The organism is Pedobacter sp. AC402 (genome assembly GCF_979252805.1).
On record NZ_CEEDAI010000009.1, the window covers coordinates 382,082 to 399,444 of the forward strand.

18 protein-coding genes and 1 pseudogene are annotated in these 17,363 nt (G+C 36.0%); 5 read left to right on the forward strand and 14 right to left on the reverse strand.

Annotation, left to right across the window (positions count from 1 at the left end):
• Positions 1–11 precede the first annotated feature (11 nt).
• Positions 12–257, reverse strand: coding sequence for a tRNA isopentenyl-2-thiomethyl-A-37 hydroxylase MiaE (miaE, locus tag AC0IWE_RS12315; protein ID WP_471793291.1), 246 nt, complete (start codon positions 255–257; stop codon positions 12–14).
• A gap of 151 nt (positions 258–408) precedes the next feature.
• On the opposite strand from miaE, the gene AC0IWE_RS12320 reads away from it, so the two are divergent.
• The 3 genes from AC0IWE_RS12320 (at position 409) to AC0IWE_RS12330 (ending at position 5,626) form a co-directional block, all read left to right on the forward strand.
• Positions 409–1,644 carry a glycosyltransferase family 4 protein gene (locus AC0IWE_RS12320; protein WP_471793292.1) on the forward strand — a complete coding sequence of 412 codons (1,236 nt, stop codon included), beginning with the start codon at positions 409–411 and terminating at the stop codon, positions 1,642–1,644.
• A 306-nt stretch (positions 1,645–1,950) separates the two neighbouring features.
• A complete protein-coding gene (gene hscA, locus AC0IWE_RS12325) occupies positions 1,951–3,807 on the forward strand; it encodes a Fe-S protein assembly chaperone HscA (RefSeq protein WP_471793293.1) in 1,857 nt (618 codons plus the stop codon).
• 787 nt (positions 3,808–4,594) lie between these two features.
• Positions 4,595–5,626 carry an Atu2307/SP_0267 family LLM class monooxygenase gene (locus AC0IWE_RS12330; RefSeq protein ID WP_471793294.1) on the forward strand — a complete coding sequence of 344 codons (1,032 nt, stop codon included), beginning with the start codon at positions 4,595–4,597 and terminating at the stop codon, positions 5,624–5,626.
• Between the two features lies 1 nt (position 5,627).
• On the opposite strand, the gene AC0IWE_RS12335 is transcribed toward AC0IWE_RS12330, so the two are convergent.
• Positions 5,628–6,071 carry a DUF4395 domain-containing protein gene (locus tag AC0IWE_RS12335; protein ID WP_471793295.1) on the reverse strand — a complete coding sequence of 148 codons (444 nt, stop codon included), beginning with the start codon at positions 6,069–6,071 and terminating at the stop codon, positions 5,628–5,630.
• A gap of 203 nt (positions 6,072–6,274) precedes the next feature.
• Between AC0IWE_RS12335 and AC0IWE_RS12340 the strand changes: the two genes are divergently transcribed.
• Positions 6,275–7,231, forward strand: a complete 957-nt coding sequence (locus AC0IWE_RS12340; RefSeq protein WP_471793296.1) for a zinc dependent phospholipase C family protein — start codon at positions 6,275–6,277, stop codon at positions 7,229–7,231.
• On the opposite strand, the gene AC0IWE_RS12345 is transcribed toward AC0IWE_RS12340, so the two are convergent.
• From AC0IWE_RS12345 to AC0IWE_RS12390, 10 genes and pseudogenes are all read right to left on the reverse strand, one after another.
• A complete protein-coding gene (locus AC0IWE_RS12345; protein WP_055914655.1) occupies positions 7,232–7,918 on the reverse strand; it encodes a DedA family protein in 687 nt (228 codons plus the stop codon). It abuts the gene before it with no gap.
• A 91-nt stretch (positions 7,919–8,009) separates the two neighbouring features.
• Positions 8,010–8,669: a DUF4397 domain-containing protein gene (locus AC0IWE_RS12350; RefSeq protein ID WP_471793297.1), complete on the reverse strand. Its 660-nt coding sequence runs from the start codon at positions 8,667–8,669 to the stop codon at positions 8,010–8,012.
• Between the two features lie 79 nt (positions 8,670–8,748).
• A complete protein-coding gene (locus tag AC0IWE_RS12355) occupies positions 8,749–9,426 on the reverse strand; it encodes a DUF4397 domain-containing protein (RefSeq protein WP_471793298.1) in 678 nt (225 codons plus the stop codon).
• Positions 9,427–9,506: 80 nt separating this feature from the next.
• Positions 9,507–10,632, reverse strand: a pseudogene (dnaN, locus tag AC0IWE_RS12360) (DNA polymerase III subunit beta).
• 34 nt (positions 10,633–10,666) lie between these two features.
• Positions 10,667–11,089, reverse strand: coding sequence for a Gldg family protein (locus AC0IWE_RS12365; RefSeq protein ID WP_471793299.1), 423 nt, complete (start codon positions 11,087–11,089; stop codon positions 10,667–10,669).
• Positions 11,001–12,353 (reverse strand): Gldg family protein, encoded by a 1,353-nt coding sequence (locus tag AC0IWE_RS12370; RefSeq protein ID WP_471793300.1) that lies wholly within the window; start codon positions 12,351–12,353, stop codon positions 11,001–11,003. Before AC0IWE_RS12370 ends, AC0IWE_RS12365 begins: the two co-directional genes overlap by 89 nt.
• A complete protein-coding gene (gene gldF / locus AC0IWE_RS12375; protein WP_471793301.1) occupies positions 12,353–13,078 on the reverse strand; it encodes a gliding motility-associated ABC transporter permease subunit GldF in 726 nt (241 codons plus the stop codon). The genes AC0IWE_RS12370 and gldF overlap by 1 nt, the downstream gene beginning before the upstream one ends.
• A 162-nt stretch (positions 13,079–13,240) precedes the next feature.
• Positions 13,241–13,897, reverse strand: coding sequence for a porin family protein (locus AC0IWE_RS12380; protein ID WP_157255511.1), 657 nt, complete (start codon positions 13,895–13,897; stop codon positions 13,241–13,243).
• A gap of 391 nt (positions 13,898–14,288) precedes the next feature.
• Positions 14,289–14,819, reverse strand: coding sequence for a DUF3575 domain-containing protein (locus tag AC0IWE_RS12385; protein WP_463493167.1), 531 nt, complete (start codon positions 14,817–14,819; stop codon positions 14,289–14,291).
• A 239-nt stretch (positions 14,820–15,058) separates the two neighbouring features.
• Positions 15,059–15,385, reverse strand: a complete 327-nt coding sequence (locus AC0IWE_RS12390; protein WP_471793302.1) for a hypothetical protein — start codon at positions 15,383–15,385, stop codon at positions 15,059–15,061.
• Between AC0IWE_RS12390 and AC0IWE_RS12395 the strand changes: the two genes are divergently transcribed.
• Positions 15,369–15,542, forward strand: a complete 174-nt coding sequence (locus AC0IWE_RS12395; RefSeq protein ID WP_471793303.1) for a hypothetical protein — start codon at positions 15,369–15,371, stop codon at positions 15,540–15,542. The genes AC0IWE_RS12390 and AC0IWE_RS12395 overlap by 17 nt on opposite strands.
• 63 nt (positions 15,543–15,605) lie before the next feature.
• On the opposite strand, the gene AC0IWE_RS12400 is transcribed toward AC0IWE_RS12395, so the two are convergent.
• Both AC0IWE_RS12400 and AC0IWE_RS12405 read right to left on the reverse strand, forming a co-directional pair.
• Complete coding sequence (locus tag AC0IWE_RS12400) at positions 15,606–16,313, reverse strand: ATP-binding cassette domain-containing protein (RefSeq protein WP_471793304.1); 708 nt, start codon at positions 16,311–16,313, stop codon at positions 15,606–15,608.
• Between the two features lie 145 nt (positions 16,314–16,458).
• A complete protein-coding gene (locus AC0IWE_RS12405) occupies positions 16,459–17,349 on the reverse strand; it encodes a glycerophosphodiester phosphodiesterase family protein (protein ID WP_471793305.1) in 891 nt (296 codons plus the stop codon).
• Between the last annotated feature and the right edge of the window lie 14 nt (positions 17,350–17,363).

A 17,363-nucleotide genomic window follows, 5' to 3' on the forward strand; every position in this document is an offset into this window, starting at 1 on the left:
CTTTCCGTTCTCTACTTAAGGTATAACTGCGTTTTTTTATAATGTTTATTACCATTTGAAAGTGTTGCATTTCTTCGATTGGCAATCGCTGTTAACTCATCTACAAGATCCTGATATTCAGAATTTTGCGTAATTAAGGTAATTGCATTTGTTGCTGCTTTTTGTTCGCACCAGGCATGATCAGATAAAATTTCCTCTAAATTCGATTCCGCAATATTTGCCCAACGCGGGTCTGTCAATAATTTTAATCCTAACATGTAATGCTTTGTGTTGAGCTGCAAAATTAGGAATATTTAAGATACGTTTAATATTTCGGGCAGATTTTTAGATCATGTAGATTTTACTTTTCACGCTGCAAAACTAAATTTATCTGTGGGAGCCGAAAAAAAGAGTTTATTTTGCAGGAACATGAATAAAGGTGCTAAGAAATTATTGATAATCGGATTGGTGTGGCCCGAACCCACTTCATCGGCAGCGGGAACAAGAATGATCCAACTGGTTAATTTATTTCTATCAAAAAATTATCAGATCACATTTGCGTCAGCAGCATCAAAAAGCGATTTCAGTTATAATTTTAATGGAATTGGTGTTTCTGAGCAGGAAATTGAACTGAATAACGAAAGTTTTAACGCATTTTTGAGAGAACTGCATCCCGAAATCGTACTTTTCGATCGTTTTATGATTGAGGAACAGTATGGCTGGAGAGTACAGCAGGAATGCCCCCATGCACTAAGAATTTTAGATACTGAGGATTTACATTTACTGCGGAGTGCCCGCGAGCTGAGCGATAAGAAAAAACAAGCTTTAGATTTATTTTCAGATACCGCTAAAAGAGAAATTGCGTCAATTTTACGTTGTGATTTATCCTTAATTATTTCAGAAACTGAGATGGATATTTTAACAACAGATTTTAAAATTGACCGCTCATTGATTTATTATCTACCTTTTCTTGAAGAAGAAATTGATACCGATACCTTCAAAAACTGGATACCGTTTGAAGATCGATCTGATTTTATTTTCATAGGTAACTTCCTGCACGAACCGAACTGGAATACCGTACAGTTTTTAAAAACCAAAATATGGCCAATACTACGGAAAAAACTCCCTGGAGCAAGGCTTAATATTTATGGTTCATACCCCTCTCAAAAGGTTCTACAGCTGGATAATAAAGCCGAAAGATTTATAATCAAAGGTAGAGCACTAAATGCTAAAGAAACCATCTCCAAACATAAGGTATTGTTGGCACCCATTCAATTTGGTGCAGGAGTAAAAGGCAAATTTATCGATGCCATGCAGACAGGTACACCATCCGTTACCACTTCTATCGGTGCAGAAGCCATGAAAGGCAATTTAGAATGGAACGGTTATGTTGAGGATAATTTAGACGAATTTATAGATAAAGCCGTAGAACTTTATCAGGATAAAAATAGCTGGCAGATAGCGCAACAACATGGTATTCAGATTATTAACCAAAGATATTCGGCAAAACATTTTATTGATCATTTTACATCAGAAGTTGAAGGATTAATTTCAGGTTTAATTAAACACCGTCAGGATAATTTTTTTGGCCAAATTCTAAATCACCACACTGCACAAAGCACAAAGTACATGAGCTTGTGGATTGAAGAGAAGAATAGAAAGTAGTTTGGAGGTTTTAATGGAGATTAGGTAGTTCATGACCAAATAATTATATAATAATCCCTCGGTCTGTGTACCCACAGACCAAAACACCTTCACACTCACGCAATACAATCCTTGTAAAATAAACCTGATGGTACGGATGCCGATCGTTCAATCGGCAAAAGGGACAGCAGGACTGCAGCAACCAAAGAATTACTGAAAACTTCATTTCCAAACCCTAGTTCAATTTGAGAAAAACGAATTTCAATCTTGACAACATTAAAACATTTCAACCCTAAAACCTTACAACATTATTGTAAATTTGCAACCATGGCAAAAATATCAATTAACCTTGCTACAGGTTCGTTTCAGAAGGAAGAAATTATAGTTGGAATCGATTTAGGCACAACCAATAGTTTGGTGGCGTTTATCAATCCAGATAAAAATCCACAGGTAATTAACGATGCAGGTAAAGGAATATTGGTACCATCGGTGGTATATTTTAATGGCCAAAATGAGGCCGTTGTAGGTAATGAAGCGAAAGAATACTTAACAACAGATCCTTCAAACACCATTTTTTCTGTAAAAAGATTATTAGGCCGCTCTTACAAAGATGTAGCCGAACACAAGGATATTTTTTCTTACAAGATTATAGACGATGAAAGCGATGCGTTGGTTAAAATCCATGCCGGCGACCGTTTCTACACACCGATTGAATTATCCGGTGAGATTTTGAAAGAACTAAAAGCAAGAGCAGAACATGCGTTAAAAACTCCTGTTAACCGCGCCGTAATTACTGTTCCAGCTTATTTTAACGACAGTCAACGCCAGGCCACCCGCGATGCAGGAAAGCTTGCCGGTTTAGATGTAATGCGCATTGTGAACGAGCCTACTGCGGCAAGTTTGGCTTATGGAATTGGATTAGACCCTTCGCAACAAAAAACAATTGCAGTTTACGATTTGGGCGGAGGAACATTTGACGTTTCTATTCTACAGATTCAGAATGGAATTTTCGAAGTTTTGGCCACAAACGGCAATACTTATTTAGGTGGCGATGATTTTGACCGCGCCATTTTAAATTATTGGCTGAAAAAAAACAACCTTGATGTAGCAGAAGTTGCGCAAAACAATATATTGATGCAAACTTTGCGTTTACAGGCAGAGGCAGCGAAAAAAGCCTTATCAACTCAAAATTTATATAACGAACAGGTTGGCGATATTTGGTGTACGCTTGATAAACAAACTTTTGAAGCGTTAATTTCATCGAAGGTCGAAGAAACCATCACCGCTTGTAAAAATGCATTAAAAGATGCAGATTTATCTGCCAGCGATATTGATGAAGTAATTTTAGTGGGAGGTTCTACCCGAACACCATATGTAAAACAGGCTGTAGAAAATTTCTTCGGTAAAAAACCACAGGATAACATCAACCCTGATGAAGTAGTAGCCCTTGGGGCAGCCATTCAGGCTGATGTTTTGGCTGGAAACCGCTCCGATATCTTATTGTTGGATGTTACGCCATTATCTCTAGGTATAGAAACTATGGGTGGTTTAATGGACGTTATTATCGCCAGAAACAGTAAAGTACCTACAAAAGCAGGTCGCCAATACACAACCTCTATCGATGGACAAGTAAACATGAAAATTTCTGTTTATCAGGGTGAACGTGATCTGGTGAAGGAAAATAGAAAACTGGCAGAGTTTGATTTAAAAGGAATTCCTGCGATGCCTGCCGGTTTGCCTAAAGTAGATATTAACTTTTTGTTAAATGCCGACGGCATTTTAACCGTTCAGGCAATTGAATTACGTTCTGGCGTTAAACAAGAGATAGAAATTACACCAAGCTATGGCTTAAGTGATGACACTGTTGAAAAAATGCTTTTAGATAGCATTGAGCATGCAAAAAGTGATGTAGAACAACGTATGCTGATAGAAGCAAGAAGTGAAGGCGAGCAACTGGTTTATACCGCTGAAGGTTTTATTAAAAAACATGCAGAACATTTAACTGAAGCTGAAATTGCAGAAACGGTTGCCTACATAGAAGCACTAAAAACAGCACTGTCTACCCAGGAAAAAGATACCATTTTGAAAAAAGCTGATGACCTGAATGAATTTACACGTCCTTTTGCAGAGCGCGTAATGGATGCAGCGATTTCCACAGCAATGAAGGGGAAGAAGATTGAGTAGTTTTCAGTTGACAATTGTTAGTTGTTAGTTGATAGTTATTAGTTCATAGTTGCCGATTTTTAACATATTTACGTCTCGCTGAATTTATTTCAGGGTCTATTTCCAAAATGATTTAACAAGTTCAGCAAGACGATTGCGGTTAGATATAATAGTCAAAACGAATAGTCGTCCCCTGAATTTATTTCAGGGTCTATTTCCAAGATGCTTTAACAAGCTCAGCAAGAGGACTGCAGTTAGATATAATAGTCAAAACGAATAGTCGTCCCCCTGAATTTATTTCAGGGTCTATTTCCAAGATGCTTTAACAAGCTCAGCAAGAGGACTGCAGTTAGATATAATAGTCAAAACGAATAGTCGTACCCCTAAATTTATTTCAGGGTCTATTTCCAAGATGCTTTAACAAGCTCAGCAAGACGACTGCGGTTAGATCTAATAGTCAAAACGAATAATCGTCCCCCTGAATTTATTTCAGGGTCTATTTCCAAAAAATGCTATAACAAGTTCAGCAAGAAGATTACGATTACATATAATCGCCAAAACGAATAGTCGTCCCCCTGAATTTATTTTAGGTTCTATTTCCAAAAAATGCTATAACAAGTTCAGCAAGATTATTGCGGTTAAAATTAATAGCCAGAAAGGTTAATCGTCTCCCTGAATTTATTTCAGGGTCTATTTCCAAAATGATTTAACAAGTTCAGCGAGACGATGACAATCATCATTTTTCTTACCATACATCAAAAATCACTACCAGTATATCAATTACCTTTGTTAAAATTATTTTAACATTATGGAATTAGGTATCGGTATGTTTGGCGATTTGCAGATCAATGCAAAAGGAGAAATTCAACCCGCACAACAAAGACTTCAGGAAATTATAGCAGAAATAAAATTAATGGATGAAGTTGGCTTAGATTTTTATGGAATTGGTGAACACCATCGCCCCGATTATGCTGTATCGAGCCCTGAGATTATTTTAGCTGCTGCTGCTACCGTAACCAAAAACATCAAATTAAGTAGTGCGGTTTCGGTGTTAAGTTCGTCAGATCCGGTTAAGCTTTACCAAAATTTTGCAACTATAGATTTAATTTCAAACGGAAGAGCAGAGTTAATGGCTGGACGGGGAAGTTTTATCGAATCTTTTCCTCTATTTGGTTACAATTTGCAGGATTACGATGAACTTTACGAAGAAAAATTAGAATTGCTGCTTAAAATAAATAAAGAACCAAAAATCAGTTGGAAAGGTAAATTCAGACCTGAACTAAATAACCAGGAAATATTACCAAGGGCAGTAAACGATAACTTAAAAATTTGGGTAGCCGTTGGTGGCACGCCAGAATCGGTAGAACGTGCCGGCAGATTGGGTTTACCTGTGATGTTTGCCATTATTGGCGGTCAGCCCATACAGTTCAAACCTCTTTTTGATTATTATAAAAGGGTTTACGAAGCTTACGGACATGACATGGCTAAATTTGAAGTAGGCGTTCATATGCATGCTTTATTTGGAGAAAACAGCGCTGAAGTTGCAGATTATTATTACCCACTTTATTCTGCACAAATGAATAGAATCGGTAAATCGAGAGGCTGGGCACCTTACCAGCGCAATCAATTCGATGCTGGCAGAAGCAATAGCGGTGCCCTGATTATTGGCGATGTAAACGAATCAGTAGAGAAAATTCTTGCCATGCAAGAAACCTTTGGATTAACACGTTTCTCTGCACATATGGATGTAGGTGGACCATCACATATCGCCTTAATGAAATCAATTGAACTATTTGGAAGTAAAATTGCGCCAAAAGTACGGGAGGCTTTAAAGAAATAAATTAAGCCGCTTTCTTTTTAGAAAAAATCTGTAAAAAGGAATAGATATAACAGCCTACACAAATGGCGAACAAGCTCTCTAAAAGAGCGAAAATGATCATAATTGAGGTAAAAATCAATGCCGGATTATAAAAATCGAATAAAGATACCGCGGTAATCAACAGGCAAAATCCAAAGCCCAAGGTTGCCGCGAACTTTTTTGGTGCCAGATCTTTCATTTTATTTGATATTGAAAAGAAATTGGAAATTTTTAAAGCTATAATTTTCAGCAGGCTGAATTTGCCTGATGAAAAAGCCCTTAATGCGAAATCAATAAGTAAAAAAACTATCGCCCAATAATTAGAAAACGCGATACAAGCAAGGGCAATAAGGGCAACCATAAATGCAATGATCCTTACTACATTTTCATTTACTCTTTCGGCTGATATTGGGCAGGATAATTCCATAGATAATTTTACGATAAAAATAAGAATTTATTAATCCACCTCCACATTAAAAGAAAATCAGAATGAATTGCATGAACGGATTTCATTTATGTTAAACTTTTTAAATGGTGAATAAATATTAAATAGATACAAAAAGCTCAAAATACATCATTTTAAACGACTAACTATAAGTGCATTAAAATAAAAATACATACATTAGAGATATGAAAAGATTAACGATTTTAGCCGCGTTAATCATCCCAATTTTTCTATGTACTTCGTGGGGATTCTTTGCACATCAAAGAATAAACAACCTTGCCATTTTCACTTTACCAGGTGATATGATTGGTTTCTATAAAAAGAATATCAAATACATCACCGAACACGCCGTAGATCCTGATAAACGCAGGTATGCAGATACCTTGGAAGCACCCCGGCATTACCTGGATGTAGAAAATTATGAAAAAAACATTGATAGTATTCCTGAAAAATGGAATGATGCATTGGCTAAATATGGGCTGAAAAAGCTAAATGCAGATGGGATTGTGCCGTGGCAAATTCAGCGCACCTATTATAGCTTGGTTAAAGCTTTTAAAACTCGCGATTCGATAAAAATCTTAAAATATTCAGCTGATTTAGGTCATTACATCGGCGATGCACATGTTCCCCTCCATACTACGGCCAATCACAATGGCCAATTGAGCAACCAGGTAGGAATCCATGCCTTTTGGGAAAGCCGCTTGCCCGAATTATTTTCAACCAATTATAATTTTGTTGTTGGCAAAGCAAATTATATCGAAAACCCACTCAAAGAAGCTTGGAAAATACTTAAACATACACACAGCCTTGTTGATACGGTATTAACTTTTGAGGCCGACTTGAATGCATCGTACCCTTCTGCACAAAAATATAGTTTTTCAGAAAGGAATAATGCCGTACTTAAACAGTACTCTAAAGCATATTCAAAAGCTTATCACGACAGGATGAATAACATGGTAGAAAAGCAAATGCGGTCTGCAATTTTGGAAATTGGATCTTTTTGGTACTCAGCATGGGTTGATGCCGGCCAGCCTGTACTGAAAAACCTCGTTAAAACAGAATTATTACCTGATGAGAAAATAGATGAATCAAAAACCGAAAAGAAATACCAACAGGGCTCAGTGATTGGCCGCGAACTTTAATTATCCTTTAGGGTTTTCTCCTTCAATAATTTCTTCAATCTTCTTAGGCTGTAAACGGCTTCTAACTGCTGCCCAGATGGCGGGAACAAAAGTTACAACAGCAATGAAGATAATTACCAGCTCAAAATTATTTTTGATTACGGGAATCTGGCCTAATAAATAACCTCCCAACAGCAATGCAACTATCCACGCAACACCGCCAATAATATTATAGTAAGTAAAACGCCCAAACGGCATTTTGGCAATTCCGGCTACAAAAGGTGCAATGGTTCTAAAAATTGGTAAAAACCTACTTAGCATAATCGCTTTACCACCATGTTTCTCAAAAAATTCGTGTGACTGATGGTAATATTTCAGCTTTAAAATTTTGTTTTTTTCCTTAAATACACCTGCTCCCAATACCGTTCCGAGTTTGTAATTTACTGTATTCCCTAAAATTGCGGCCACAATTAAGATAACCAACATGATCCAGATATTTAAACCAGTTTCATGTTCACCTGCAATTAAAGCACCCATTGCAAAAAGCAGAGAGTCGCCCGGAAGAAATGGTGTTACCACAAAACCAGTTTCAGCAAAAATAATCAGGAATAAAATAAGGTAAGTCCAGGTGCGGTATTCGTTTACAATTTCTGCTAAATGAACGTCGATATGAAGAATAAAATCTAAAAGCTGATGTAGTAATTCCAATTGATCTGATTTTGGGCAAAAGTATGAATAGTATAGAGATTATGTGCTAGTAAATTGCAATAAATATTAATTGGTGGATATTATCCTATTTTTAAAGCTCACCTTTTCTATCTCCATCAAGCAATATGAGGTAAACCCTTCCCTTATTAATATTAAAGGTATCAAGCGGTGTTACTATTGGAGGCGGATTTGTTGCGGTAGGGCTTGATAGCTTGAATGCAAATTTCATTGCTTTGTTAACCTTCACTTTAAAGGTTTTAATCCCACCGTAAGCAAGCGTAGATTCTTTAGGGCTTGCTACATTTGTACTGTCGGTTATAACCACACTGGAACCTAAGGTATAGCCCAGGTTTAAAAATGTTAGTTTAGCAGAGTCAAGATCGGGCTTTACATCATCTTGGTAGATTTTTAACTTGGCTGGCTTATCGATAGCTTCTTTAAGGTAAAAAACAGAATAATTCTGGCCAATTTTAAATGCCTGATCTGGAAGAGAAGTAACATCAACCCCGCTATTGATATTTTTTGTTGTAATTTTAAAAGTAGAATCTCCAGGAATTACAACATAACTCGTATTCGCATTATAAGTTACAGAAGTTCCGATCTGAATTCCGTTTAAATAAAAATTTTGCGTTGTATCTGTAGAAGCGGCATGGAAAAAACGAATTTTAGCATCGCCTTTAATAAAATTATTGTTTTTAATACAAGAGCTGATTAAAATGGCACAAGCAAAAAGAAAAGAATGTTTTAACAAACACTACTGTATTTTTCATAAGGTAAAACTGATGCTAATAAAACGTAAAGATAACAGAAACCATATGAATTTGTTAAAATTAATTATCGGTAATAATATGTGCCTGTAACGTTGCTGCAGTTGTACCACTAAACCAAATCGTATAGATTTTGCCAGCCTCTAAAGCAGAACTATCAATGGTTTTAATGTTACCAGAACCCACCACATTATACCTTAGATTAAAAGTTGTATCAACCGTAAAGTAAGAAGAAGCTTCTTTAAAAGCCAAACCGTTAACAAATTGCGTTCCTCCTTGTACCATTACATTAATACCCGTTGTAAAATTAGGGCTCAAACTGATTAATTTAATTTTAGCTTTACCAATTTCAGTGTTGCTCAAATTATCTTCATAACTTACAACCTCCATATCGCCTTTTTTATTGGTAACTAAAAATGTGGTGTAGGTAATAGATGGCGTAAAATTTAGTGATGTATCAGTACTTGCACTATTTGTACCAGTATAAGAAATGTTTCTGTTGCCTGAAGGTATTTTAACATATTCACTGCTTTCGCCAAAAGCCAAAGCGGTAGCTGTTAGTTTTTCATTGTCTAAATATACATCCTGGTTAACAGCAGCTTGCGAGGCGTTAACAATTTTCACCTTGGCCTGTCCTTTAACAACTTCGTCTGGATTGTGTTTTTTGCAGGCTGATAAGCCAATTGTCAGAAAAGAAATAATTAAAATTAATGATTTCGAGAGAGAAGTATAGATTTTCATAAGTTGGTTAGTTTGGTAAACAAGAATGGCTCGGTCAAAAACCAAGCCATTTTATATACAAAACTAAAAAACTAGTAGTTTTAGTAGCTATTGTTTAACATTACCGGCATTACCAACATTAAAACATCTTCGTTTTCATCATTGGTTTGAGGAATCAAAAGCCCTGCCCTATTGGGTGTAGAAAGTTCTAAAGTAACTTCATCGCCACTTAAATTGCTCAACATTTCAATCAAAAAACGAGCATTAAAGCCTATTTCAAGGTCTTCACCATCATATTGACAGCTTAAACGCTCATGCGCTTCATTTGCGAAATCTAGATCTTCGGATGAAATATTTAATTCGCTACCACTAATTTTTAACCTTACCTGGTGAGTGGTTTTGTTTGCAAAAATTACAACCCTGCGAAGTGTATTTAAAAATAAACTTCGATCAATAATTAATTTGTTTGGGTTGTTTGTAGGAATTACTGCCTCATAATCTGGATAACGCTCGTCTATTAAACGACACACCAGGTTTATATTTTCGAACTTAAAGAAAGCACTTGTAGCATTATAATCAACTGAAACATTAATATCTGTTGATGGCAATGCAGCTTTTAATAATGTTAAAGCTTTTTTTGGCAAAATAAATGATGTTGCTTTATCAGCTTTACTATCCATACGGCGGTAGCGCACCAATTTATGTGCATCTGTTGCCACGAAAGTGATGTGCTGAGGAGATAACTGGCAGAAAACACCTGTCATTGCCGGACGAAGTTCATCATTACTTACAGCAAAAATGGTTTTTGTAATTGCTTCTGTTAAAACCGATGCTGGTAAATTTACTGAAGAAGCATTTTCTACAATCGGAATTTTTGGAAAATCATCACCGTTTTCGCCGCTCAATTTAGTATTTACCGTCGCCTGCGCTAATCTCAATTGCGAAAGTACTGTCATCAATGTTGAATGCAATTGGCTGATCGGGTAATGTTTTAAGGGTATCTAATAAAATTTTAGATGGAACTGCCACTTTACCTTCTTCCTTAGATTCTACAGCCAAAGCAGTTGTCATGCTGGTTTGTAAATCGGTAGCTGAGATAGTTAAGTTTCCATCTTTAATTTCGAAAAGAAAATTTTCTAGTATAGGTAAAACTGTACTGCTGCTTGATGCACCATTTACAGTTTGTAAGTGTTTTAATAGAGTTGATGTGGATACAATAAATCTCATGATATCATTTTAGTCTTCTTCAAAAATATAAAAATTATTTAGCGTACTTGTATTTGCGGTAATAATGTTGAAAAATCGCAAACAATATTAACAATAGCAAGGGAGCCACAACATTTATGAACTGCCATTTTGTTTTTTCGAGTTTAATTTTGGCTTTATCCAATAACCTTATCTTCACTTCTTTATTTCTTAGAGCAATTAAGTTATCATCATCGGTAAAATAATCAACTATATTCAATAGCAAAGCTTTATTTCCAAAAGTACGTTGCGAATATCGGTCGTACCCCAATGGGAAAGGATTTCCATTTTGCTCGGATACCTGATTTTTAAATACATCACCGTCGCCAATTACAATCATTTTTGCCGGTTTACCTATACTTTGTAAAGTATAAGATTGTGTTATTGTGGCGGGTAATGGCCTGCCTGCAAAAACAGATGGGAAGTTTCCTTCCAGCATTAATCCAACATTTTCTGGTTTGCTTCTGGAAAGATCTTGGATCTAACTGTTCGCCAACCATCTGCAAGCTAAACAATTTAGGCACATTATAAACCTTATTAAATGCAGATGTTGTTAAAATATATGATTTCTTTATTCCCCTGGTTCCAATAGTATCCACTGTGCTCGGAAATTCAGATTTTATGCCATCTAACTTTTTCACAACACTTTGAGCCGTATCAGGCAACAAAACGGGATAGTAAATCCATGGTACCAGTTCCATTTGATTTTGCCCGCCAACAACACCTGTAGATACCGGAATTTCGGCACTGTTTGCAGGATCGGCAATGATATTGTAATTAATCCTTGCACCATACATAAAAAGCATATCATTCAGGTTCAGATCACGATTAATCGCCATTTGACCGCTTCTGCCCCTTAAACTATCCAATTCTGCATTTACCTGATCTATGCTCCAAAGTACCTTGCCACCATTCATCACAAAGTAATTGATTTTATACTTCTCCGCCTCAGTAAAAGGCTTTTTAGGCTTGGCGATAATTAACATTTTCAATTTATCCAATCCAGCTTTATCGATACTGTTTAAATCAATACGACCTACTAAATAACTGCCAGAAAGCGTATGGATGGCATCAGCTAGTTGCAAATCAGAAAGTTCGCCATTAGATTCTGAAAAACCAATCCTGGGATTATCGCCCGAAAGCACTTTTTTCAAACTTGAAGTGAAAATATACTCCAGGTTTTCAATAGATCGGTTGATATTGTCTTCATAATTACCACGGGTATCCAGATTCTGAAAAAGTTTAATTGGAAATTCCTTTCCATCACTTTCTATCATGGCCATTGGGAATACGAGTTTCTGTGTTAAGCCATCTTCGGTTTTAACACTTAAATTGGTCGCTTCAATTCCTCTTTCATACAGATTATTGATCACGGTATCTTGATCTGCCTGATTCAAACCTGCAAGCGGATCAACAAAAACCACTTTTACATTGGTTTTGGCATAGGCCCGATAATCAGATAAAATATCTGAAACCGCAGCTTGCAACCGCTTAAATGCCGGCGGCAGCTCTCCGGCTAAAAATACTGTGATTATTACCGGTTTTTCATTTTTTTGAAGAATCGATTTTGTTTTTTCGCTTAAGGTGAACCGTTTATCTGCTGTAAAATCGAACCTGTGGAAAACGTATTGACCAGCGGTGTTTAAAATGATCAATACCGCTATCACTATAATAAAACTGAACCATTTATTTTTCTGCTTCACTATCGTTTCCCTCCTGTTATTAATTTGGTGAAACATAAAAACAGCACTGAAAAGGTAATAAAGTAAATTAAATCCCTCGTATCTAAAACCCCGCGACTGATGGAAACATAATGCTGATTGATGCCTAAATTTGTAATTGTGCTATCAATTGCTTGCAGGGCAGCGATTTTACTCAGGTAATCGAATCCCAAAAAGGAAAATGCACAAAGAGCAGCGCATATTACAAAAGCAATTACCTGATTTTTAGTTAAAGACGAAGAGAAAATACCAATTGAAGTAAATGCTGCTCCCAATAAAAATAAACCAATGTATGAGCCAATTACTGATCCTGAATCGATATTACCTTCCGGAAAACCGAGTTTTGAAATGCTATAATAATAAATTAAGGTCGGAATTAACGCAAAAAGCACCAATACCAGGCTTGCAAAGTATTTTGCTGCAATTACCTGCCAGAGTTGTATGGGTTTGGTAATTAAAAGTTCATAAGTTCCTTCACGCCTTTCTTCTGCGAATGACCGCATGGTAATTGCAGGAATTAGAAACATAAAAAGATAGGGAACAAGGCTAAAAAAGCCATCTAATTCTGCATATCCATAATCAAGAATGGATGTATCGGGAAAAAACCAAAGTAACAGGCCCGAAACCAATAGAAAAACGCCAATGGTTATATAAGCAACCATCGAACTTAAAAAACTGAATAACTCGCGTTTAAAAACTGCGTACATGTGCTATTAAAACGCCGAAGTTAACCATTTATTCCTGCAAAATTAAAAGGACTTTGATTAAATATAGGTTATAAAAATCTGTTTAAAAATAAGGATTTCCAGTACCAACCAGAAATCCTTATTTTAAAAAATTGCATGAAGATTAAAGCGTTTCTTTCAGTTTTAGAAAGAAAAGCCTAAACCCACCGAGAAAACTTTATTTTTAAAGGTAATTTCGTCCGATAGATCTGTATCTGCAATACTGCTTAATCCTAATCCGTAGCCAGCATGGATATTGATACCATTGTTCAATTGATAACCTGCCAAAAAGTTAATCCCAAAATCGGTACGCTTAAATTCTGATTCATTCTCACCGAACTTGATGTCTTCTTTAAGAGAACCATATTTAACATTTGCATTGATTAAGTAGGCAAAATAAGGTCCGGCACCAACAAAAAACTTACCAGAGTTGCCCAATTTAAAATTGGCCAATACATTTACCGGCAACTCCAGATAATTAAAGTTCAAAGTTACTTTTTCATCAGTGTCAAAATCATCAGTTCCGAAAGCAAAGTTGTCGTTATTTAGTTTTGTTCCTTTACCGATAAAACTTAAACCTGGTTGGATTGAAACTACATCCGATATGGCAAACTCAGCTGTTCCACCTACATAGAAAGATGTTTTTGTATCGAAACTTATTGAGGTGCTACCTGAAGATACGGTCATATTTGGAAAAGCTACCCCTGCTTTTACACCAAAAGTTACCGGTTTGTTAGTTTGAGCTGAAGCTGCAAAGCTTAAGCCTGCAACTGTTAATAGAGATAATACGAGTGTTTTCATCTGATTTTTTAAGAATTTTTTTTAGTTTCCGTGTTTTCACCTGTAAGCGAAAACGTTACAATGATAATCAAACTAATTTGATAGTTAACAAAAATGATTAATTATTTTAATCAGTATATACAACAAAACCCCCAATTTAGTGGAGGCTTTGAAAATAAATTATGGATTAATATTACAAACCAAATGCAAAAGCAGCACGTAAGCCAATAAAGAAAGTAATACTTTTTTCATGTGATTTATGTTAATTAAACTTATTATTTAGTTAAGCAAATAGACACCATAAAAAGTAAAAAGTTACACCAATAATAAAAAACTTAAGAAAGTTACCATTGATAAAAAACAAAAAACGCCCTGAAACTATTCAGGGCGCATTTTTTAATGTGAGTTTGCGTTAAAAAGAAAAGCCTAAACCAAAACCTAGATTTGGTAAAACACCGCTACCTTTTAAGGTGGAAAAAGCACCATCATTATCATCATATTTAAATGAAGAATAGGCAGCACCAAGGTTTAAATCGATCACAAAACCGCTATCAAAGGCCCATTGGTAACCTGCTTTTGCACCAATATTCAACGATCCATAATTGGTTTTGTAATCTTTACCGTCATTAAAATCTTCAATCTTTACTTTTCCGGAAAGGTATCCAACTTTTGCACCCAAATACCAGCCATGTAAGCTTTCGCGGAAATAATAACGGTATTGGGCCTCGCCACCAATACTGGAGTATTTAGAATCAGAAAGTTTATAGCCAGCTACACCTAAACCAGCACTCACTGAACTGTTGGCACCAATTTTAAATTCTCCACTTACTAAATCCGTACCTCCTAAAAGCGCGAGAGGATTAGCTTTAATTGCAATTGTTTGAGCTTTAGTTGCAAATCCTAATCCTGCAACCATTAATAAAGACAATAGTGTTTTTTTCATTATAATTATTTAAAGTTTAATTGCAAGCGTAAGGCAAGCGATGTGCCATCACGAACTATAACTTTAGTAAATAGCCAACAAATAGCCTTTACAATGCATTAAAGCCAGAAAAAAACTATAAAATAATATTTGCGATTAAAGCAGTAAGAAAATTCGGGTTTTGATTACTGTGGACTTATTTCAACGAAATGGGGAAAATATTCCACATGTGTAATAAAACAATTATTAATATTTAAGAATTATAAATTAAAAACATAAATAAACCTGATGCCAACAAAGCCTTTTGTATTGGATTTATTGATAACAACAACATCATTTTTACCTGTCCACGCTTCGTACCTGATCCCAAAGTCGAGTTTATTGCCCCCTGATAATTTAAACTGGTTTCCAATGCCCGGCGACCACACGAATAAAGTTTTTTGACCATTGTTTAAGGGTAGCGCGGCCCCTACCTGGCCTTCAGCATAAAAGCTTTCGCCAAATTGATATTTCAGTCCTGCTTTAACAGGTAAATAAGTAAGATCCTGTATTTTAAAAATTTGATTTCTTTTGCCAAAAAAATTCATAAAACCGCCATTTACCGTTAAGGCAAAATTTTCTGCGATAGGAAAATCGGCTTTAACTGATGCTCCAACACCGATGCCTGATATTCCTGAGAAATTACCCGATGGCAGGCCGATTTCTGCGCCAAACCCAATAGTGCTATTGCTTCTGGGCTTTTAATGCCAGGGGCAAGAAAAATAAAATTGCAATTGAGGTAACTATAGTTTTTAGGTTAAACATGTATTAAGCAGTAAGTTTTCTAAAGATATCTTCCAATGATTGTTGCTGATGCGCTTCTTTAAGGCCTTCGAGCGAATCGTTTGCCACAATTTTACCTTTATTAATGATGATAATATCGTCGCAGATGGCTTCAACCTCCTGCATAATGTGCGTAGATATAACAACGGTTTTAGCTGTTCCTAATGTTTTAATCAACTTTCTGACATCCACAAGTTGGTTAGGATCAAGGCCTGAAGTGGGTTCGTCTAAAATAAGCACTTCCGGATTATGGATAATGGCTTGCGCCAGCCCTACCCTCTGGCGGTAGCCTTTTGATAACATGCCTATCTTTTTATGTTGTTCTGGCGTTAAACCCACCATTTTGATCACCTCATCAATCCGTATCGTTAAATTGGAAAGTTTATAGGTTTGACCTACGAAGTTTAGAAATTCCTTTACATACATATCCGCATAAAGCGGGGTGTTTTCTGGAAGATAACCAATGTGTTTTTTCGCTTCAAGGGCTTCTGAGAGGATACTTTTACCAGAAATTTTGGCTTCGCCAGAGGTGGGTTCTAAATAACCGGTAAGCATGCGCATGGTAGTGGATTTACCAGCTCCATTTGGACCTAAAAAACCTAAAATGCGACCTGGCCTGGCTTCAAAACTTATTGAATCGACTGCTTTTTGCTTATCGTAATGTTTAGAAAGATTTTTAACTGAAATACTCATATTTGTATATTTAACCGCAAAGAACACAAAGGCTTTCGCAAAACAAGGTTTAGGATTATGATCCTTACATGGCACCTAACAAGCCTACAACGATAACCCATTGTGAACACTTAAGATTGCTTCAGGCATCGCAACAATGGACATATTAATTAATATGCGATGAACTTAACTTTTTATTGTACCTAAACTTATCCAATTCTTCTGCTGCCTGTGGTAAATTATCACCCGATAAAATGTCGGCACCATTATTAATGAGATGGTAATAAACATTTTTTGCAGGGCTTGCCATTGCACTTTTATCAATATTGCCCATAGTACCTAAAATAATGGTAATGCCTTTATCATGAAGGTATTTATAAAATTCTTTATCGGGTGCAGAAACACCAACAAAGGCCACTATCCGATTATTTGGGATGCCCATGTTATTTAATCGTTTTAATTCTGCTTTCTTTTGAACTGATGCAGAAATCATCATTTCAGGAGCCAATTGGTGTACTTCTCTCGCCTGATCTGCAGTATAAGTAATAATTATCGAATTGCTTTCAACCTTATATTGCCTAACTTTTTCGATCACTCGGGCATATGAAACACCTTTCTTTAAATCGATGGTTAACAATGCTTTTCCTTTACTCCAGCTTAGCACGCTATCTAAAATTGGGATTTTAAACTTAGTTTCTTCGCCATTATTATCGATCAGATTAAAAGCTTTTAATTCTTCATACGTATAATTGCCAATCGCCCCTTTACCTGTCGAAGTTCTATCGAGTTTATCATCATGCATAATTACCATTAGCGAATCTTTACTGTAAGCAATATCAAATTCGATTATAACGGGATTATAAGTAGTAGCATTATCGAATGTTTCGATACAATTTTCAGGAAAACCAGGCATTGGTCCGCCGCGATGTGCACTAATTAAAGGAAAACGGTTTTCTGGCGACCATTTTAAGAACTGATGTAATTCTTGGATGTTCTTAAAGTGAATATATTGATGACTTTTTTGCTTCGGTTTGCAAGAGAAAAAAACCGCAACCATAACCAGAAATAGTA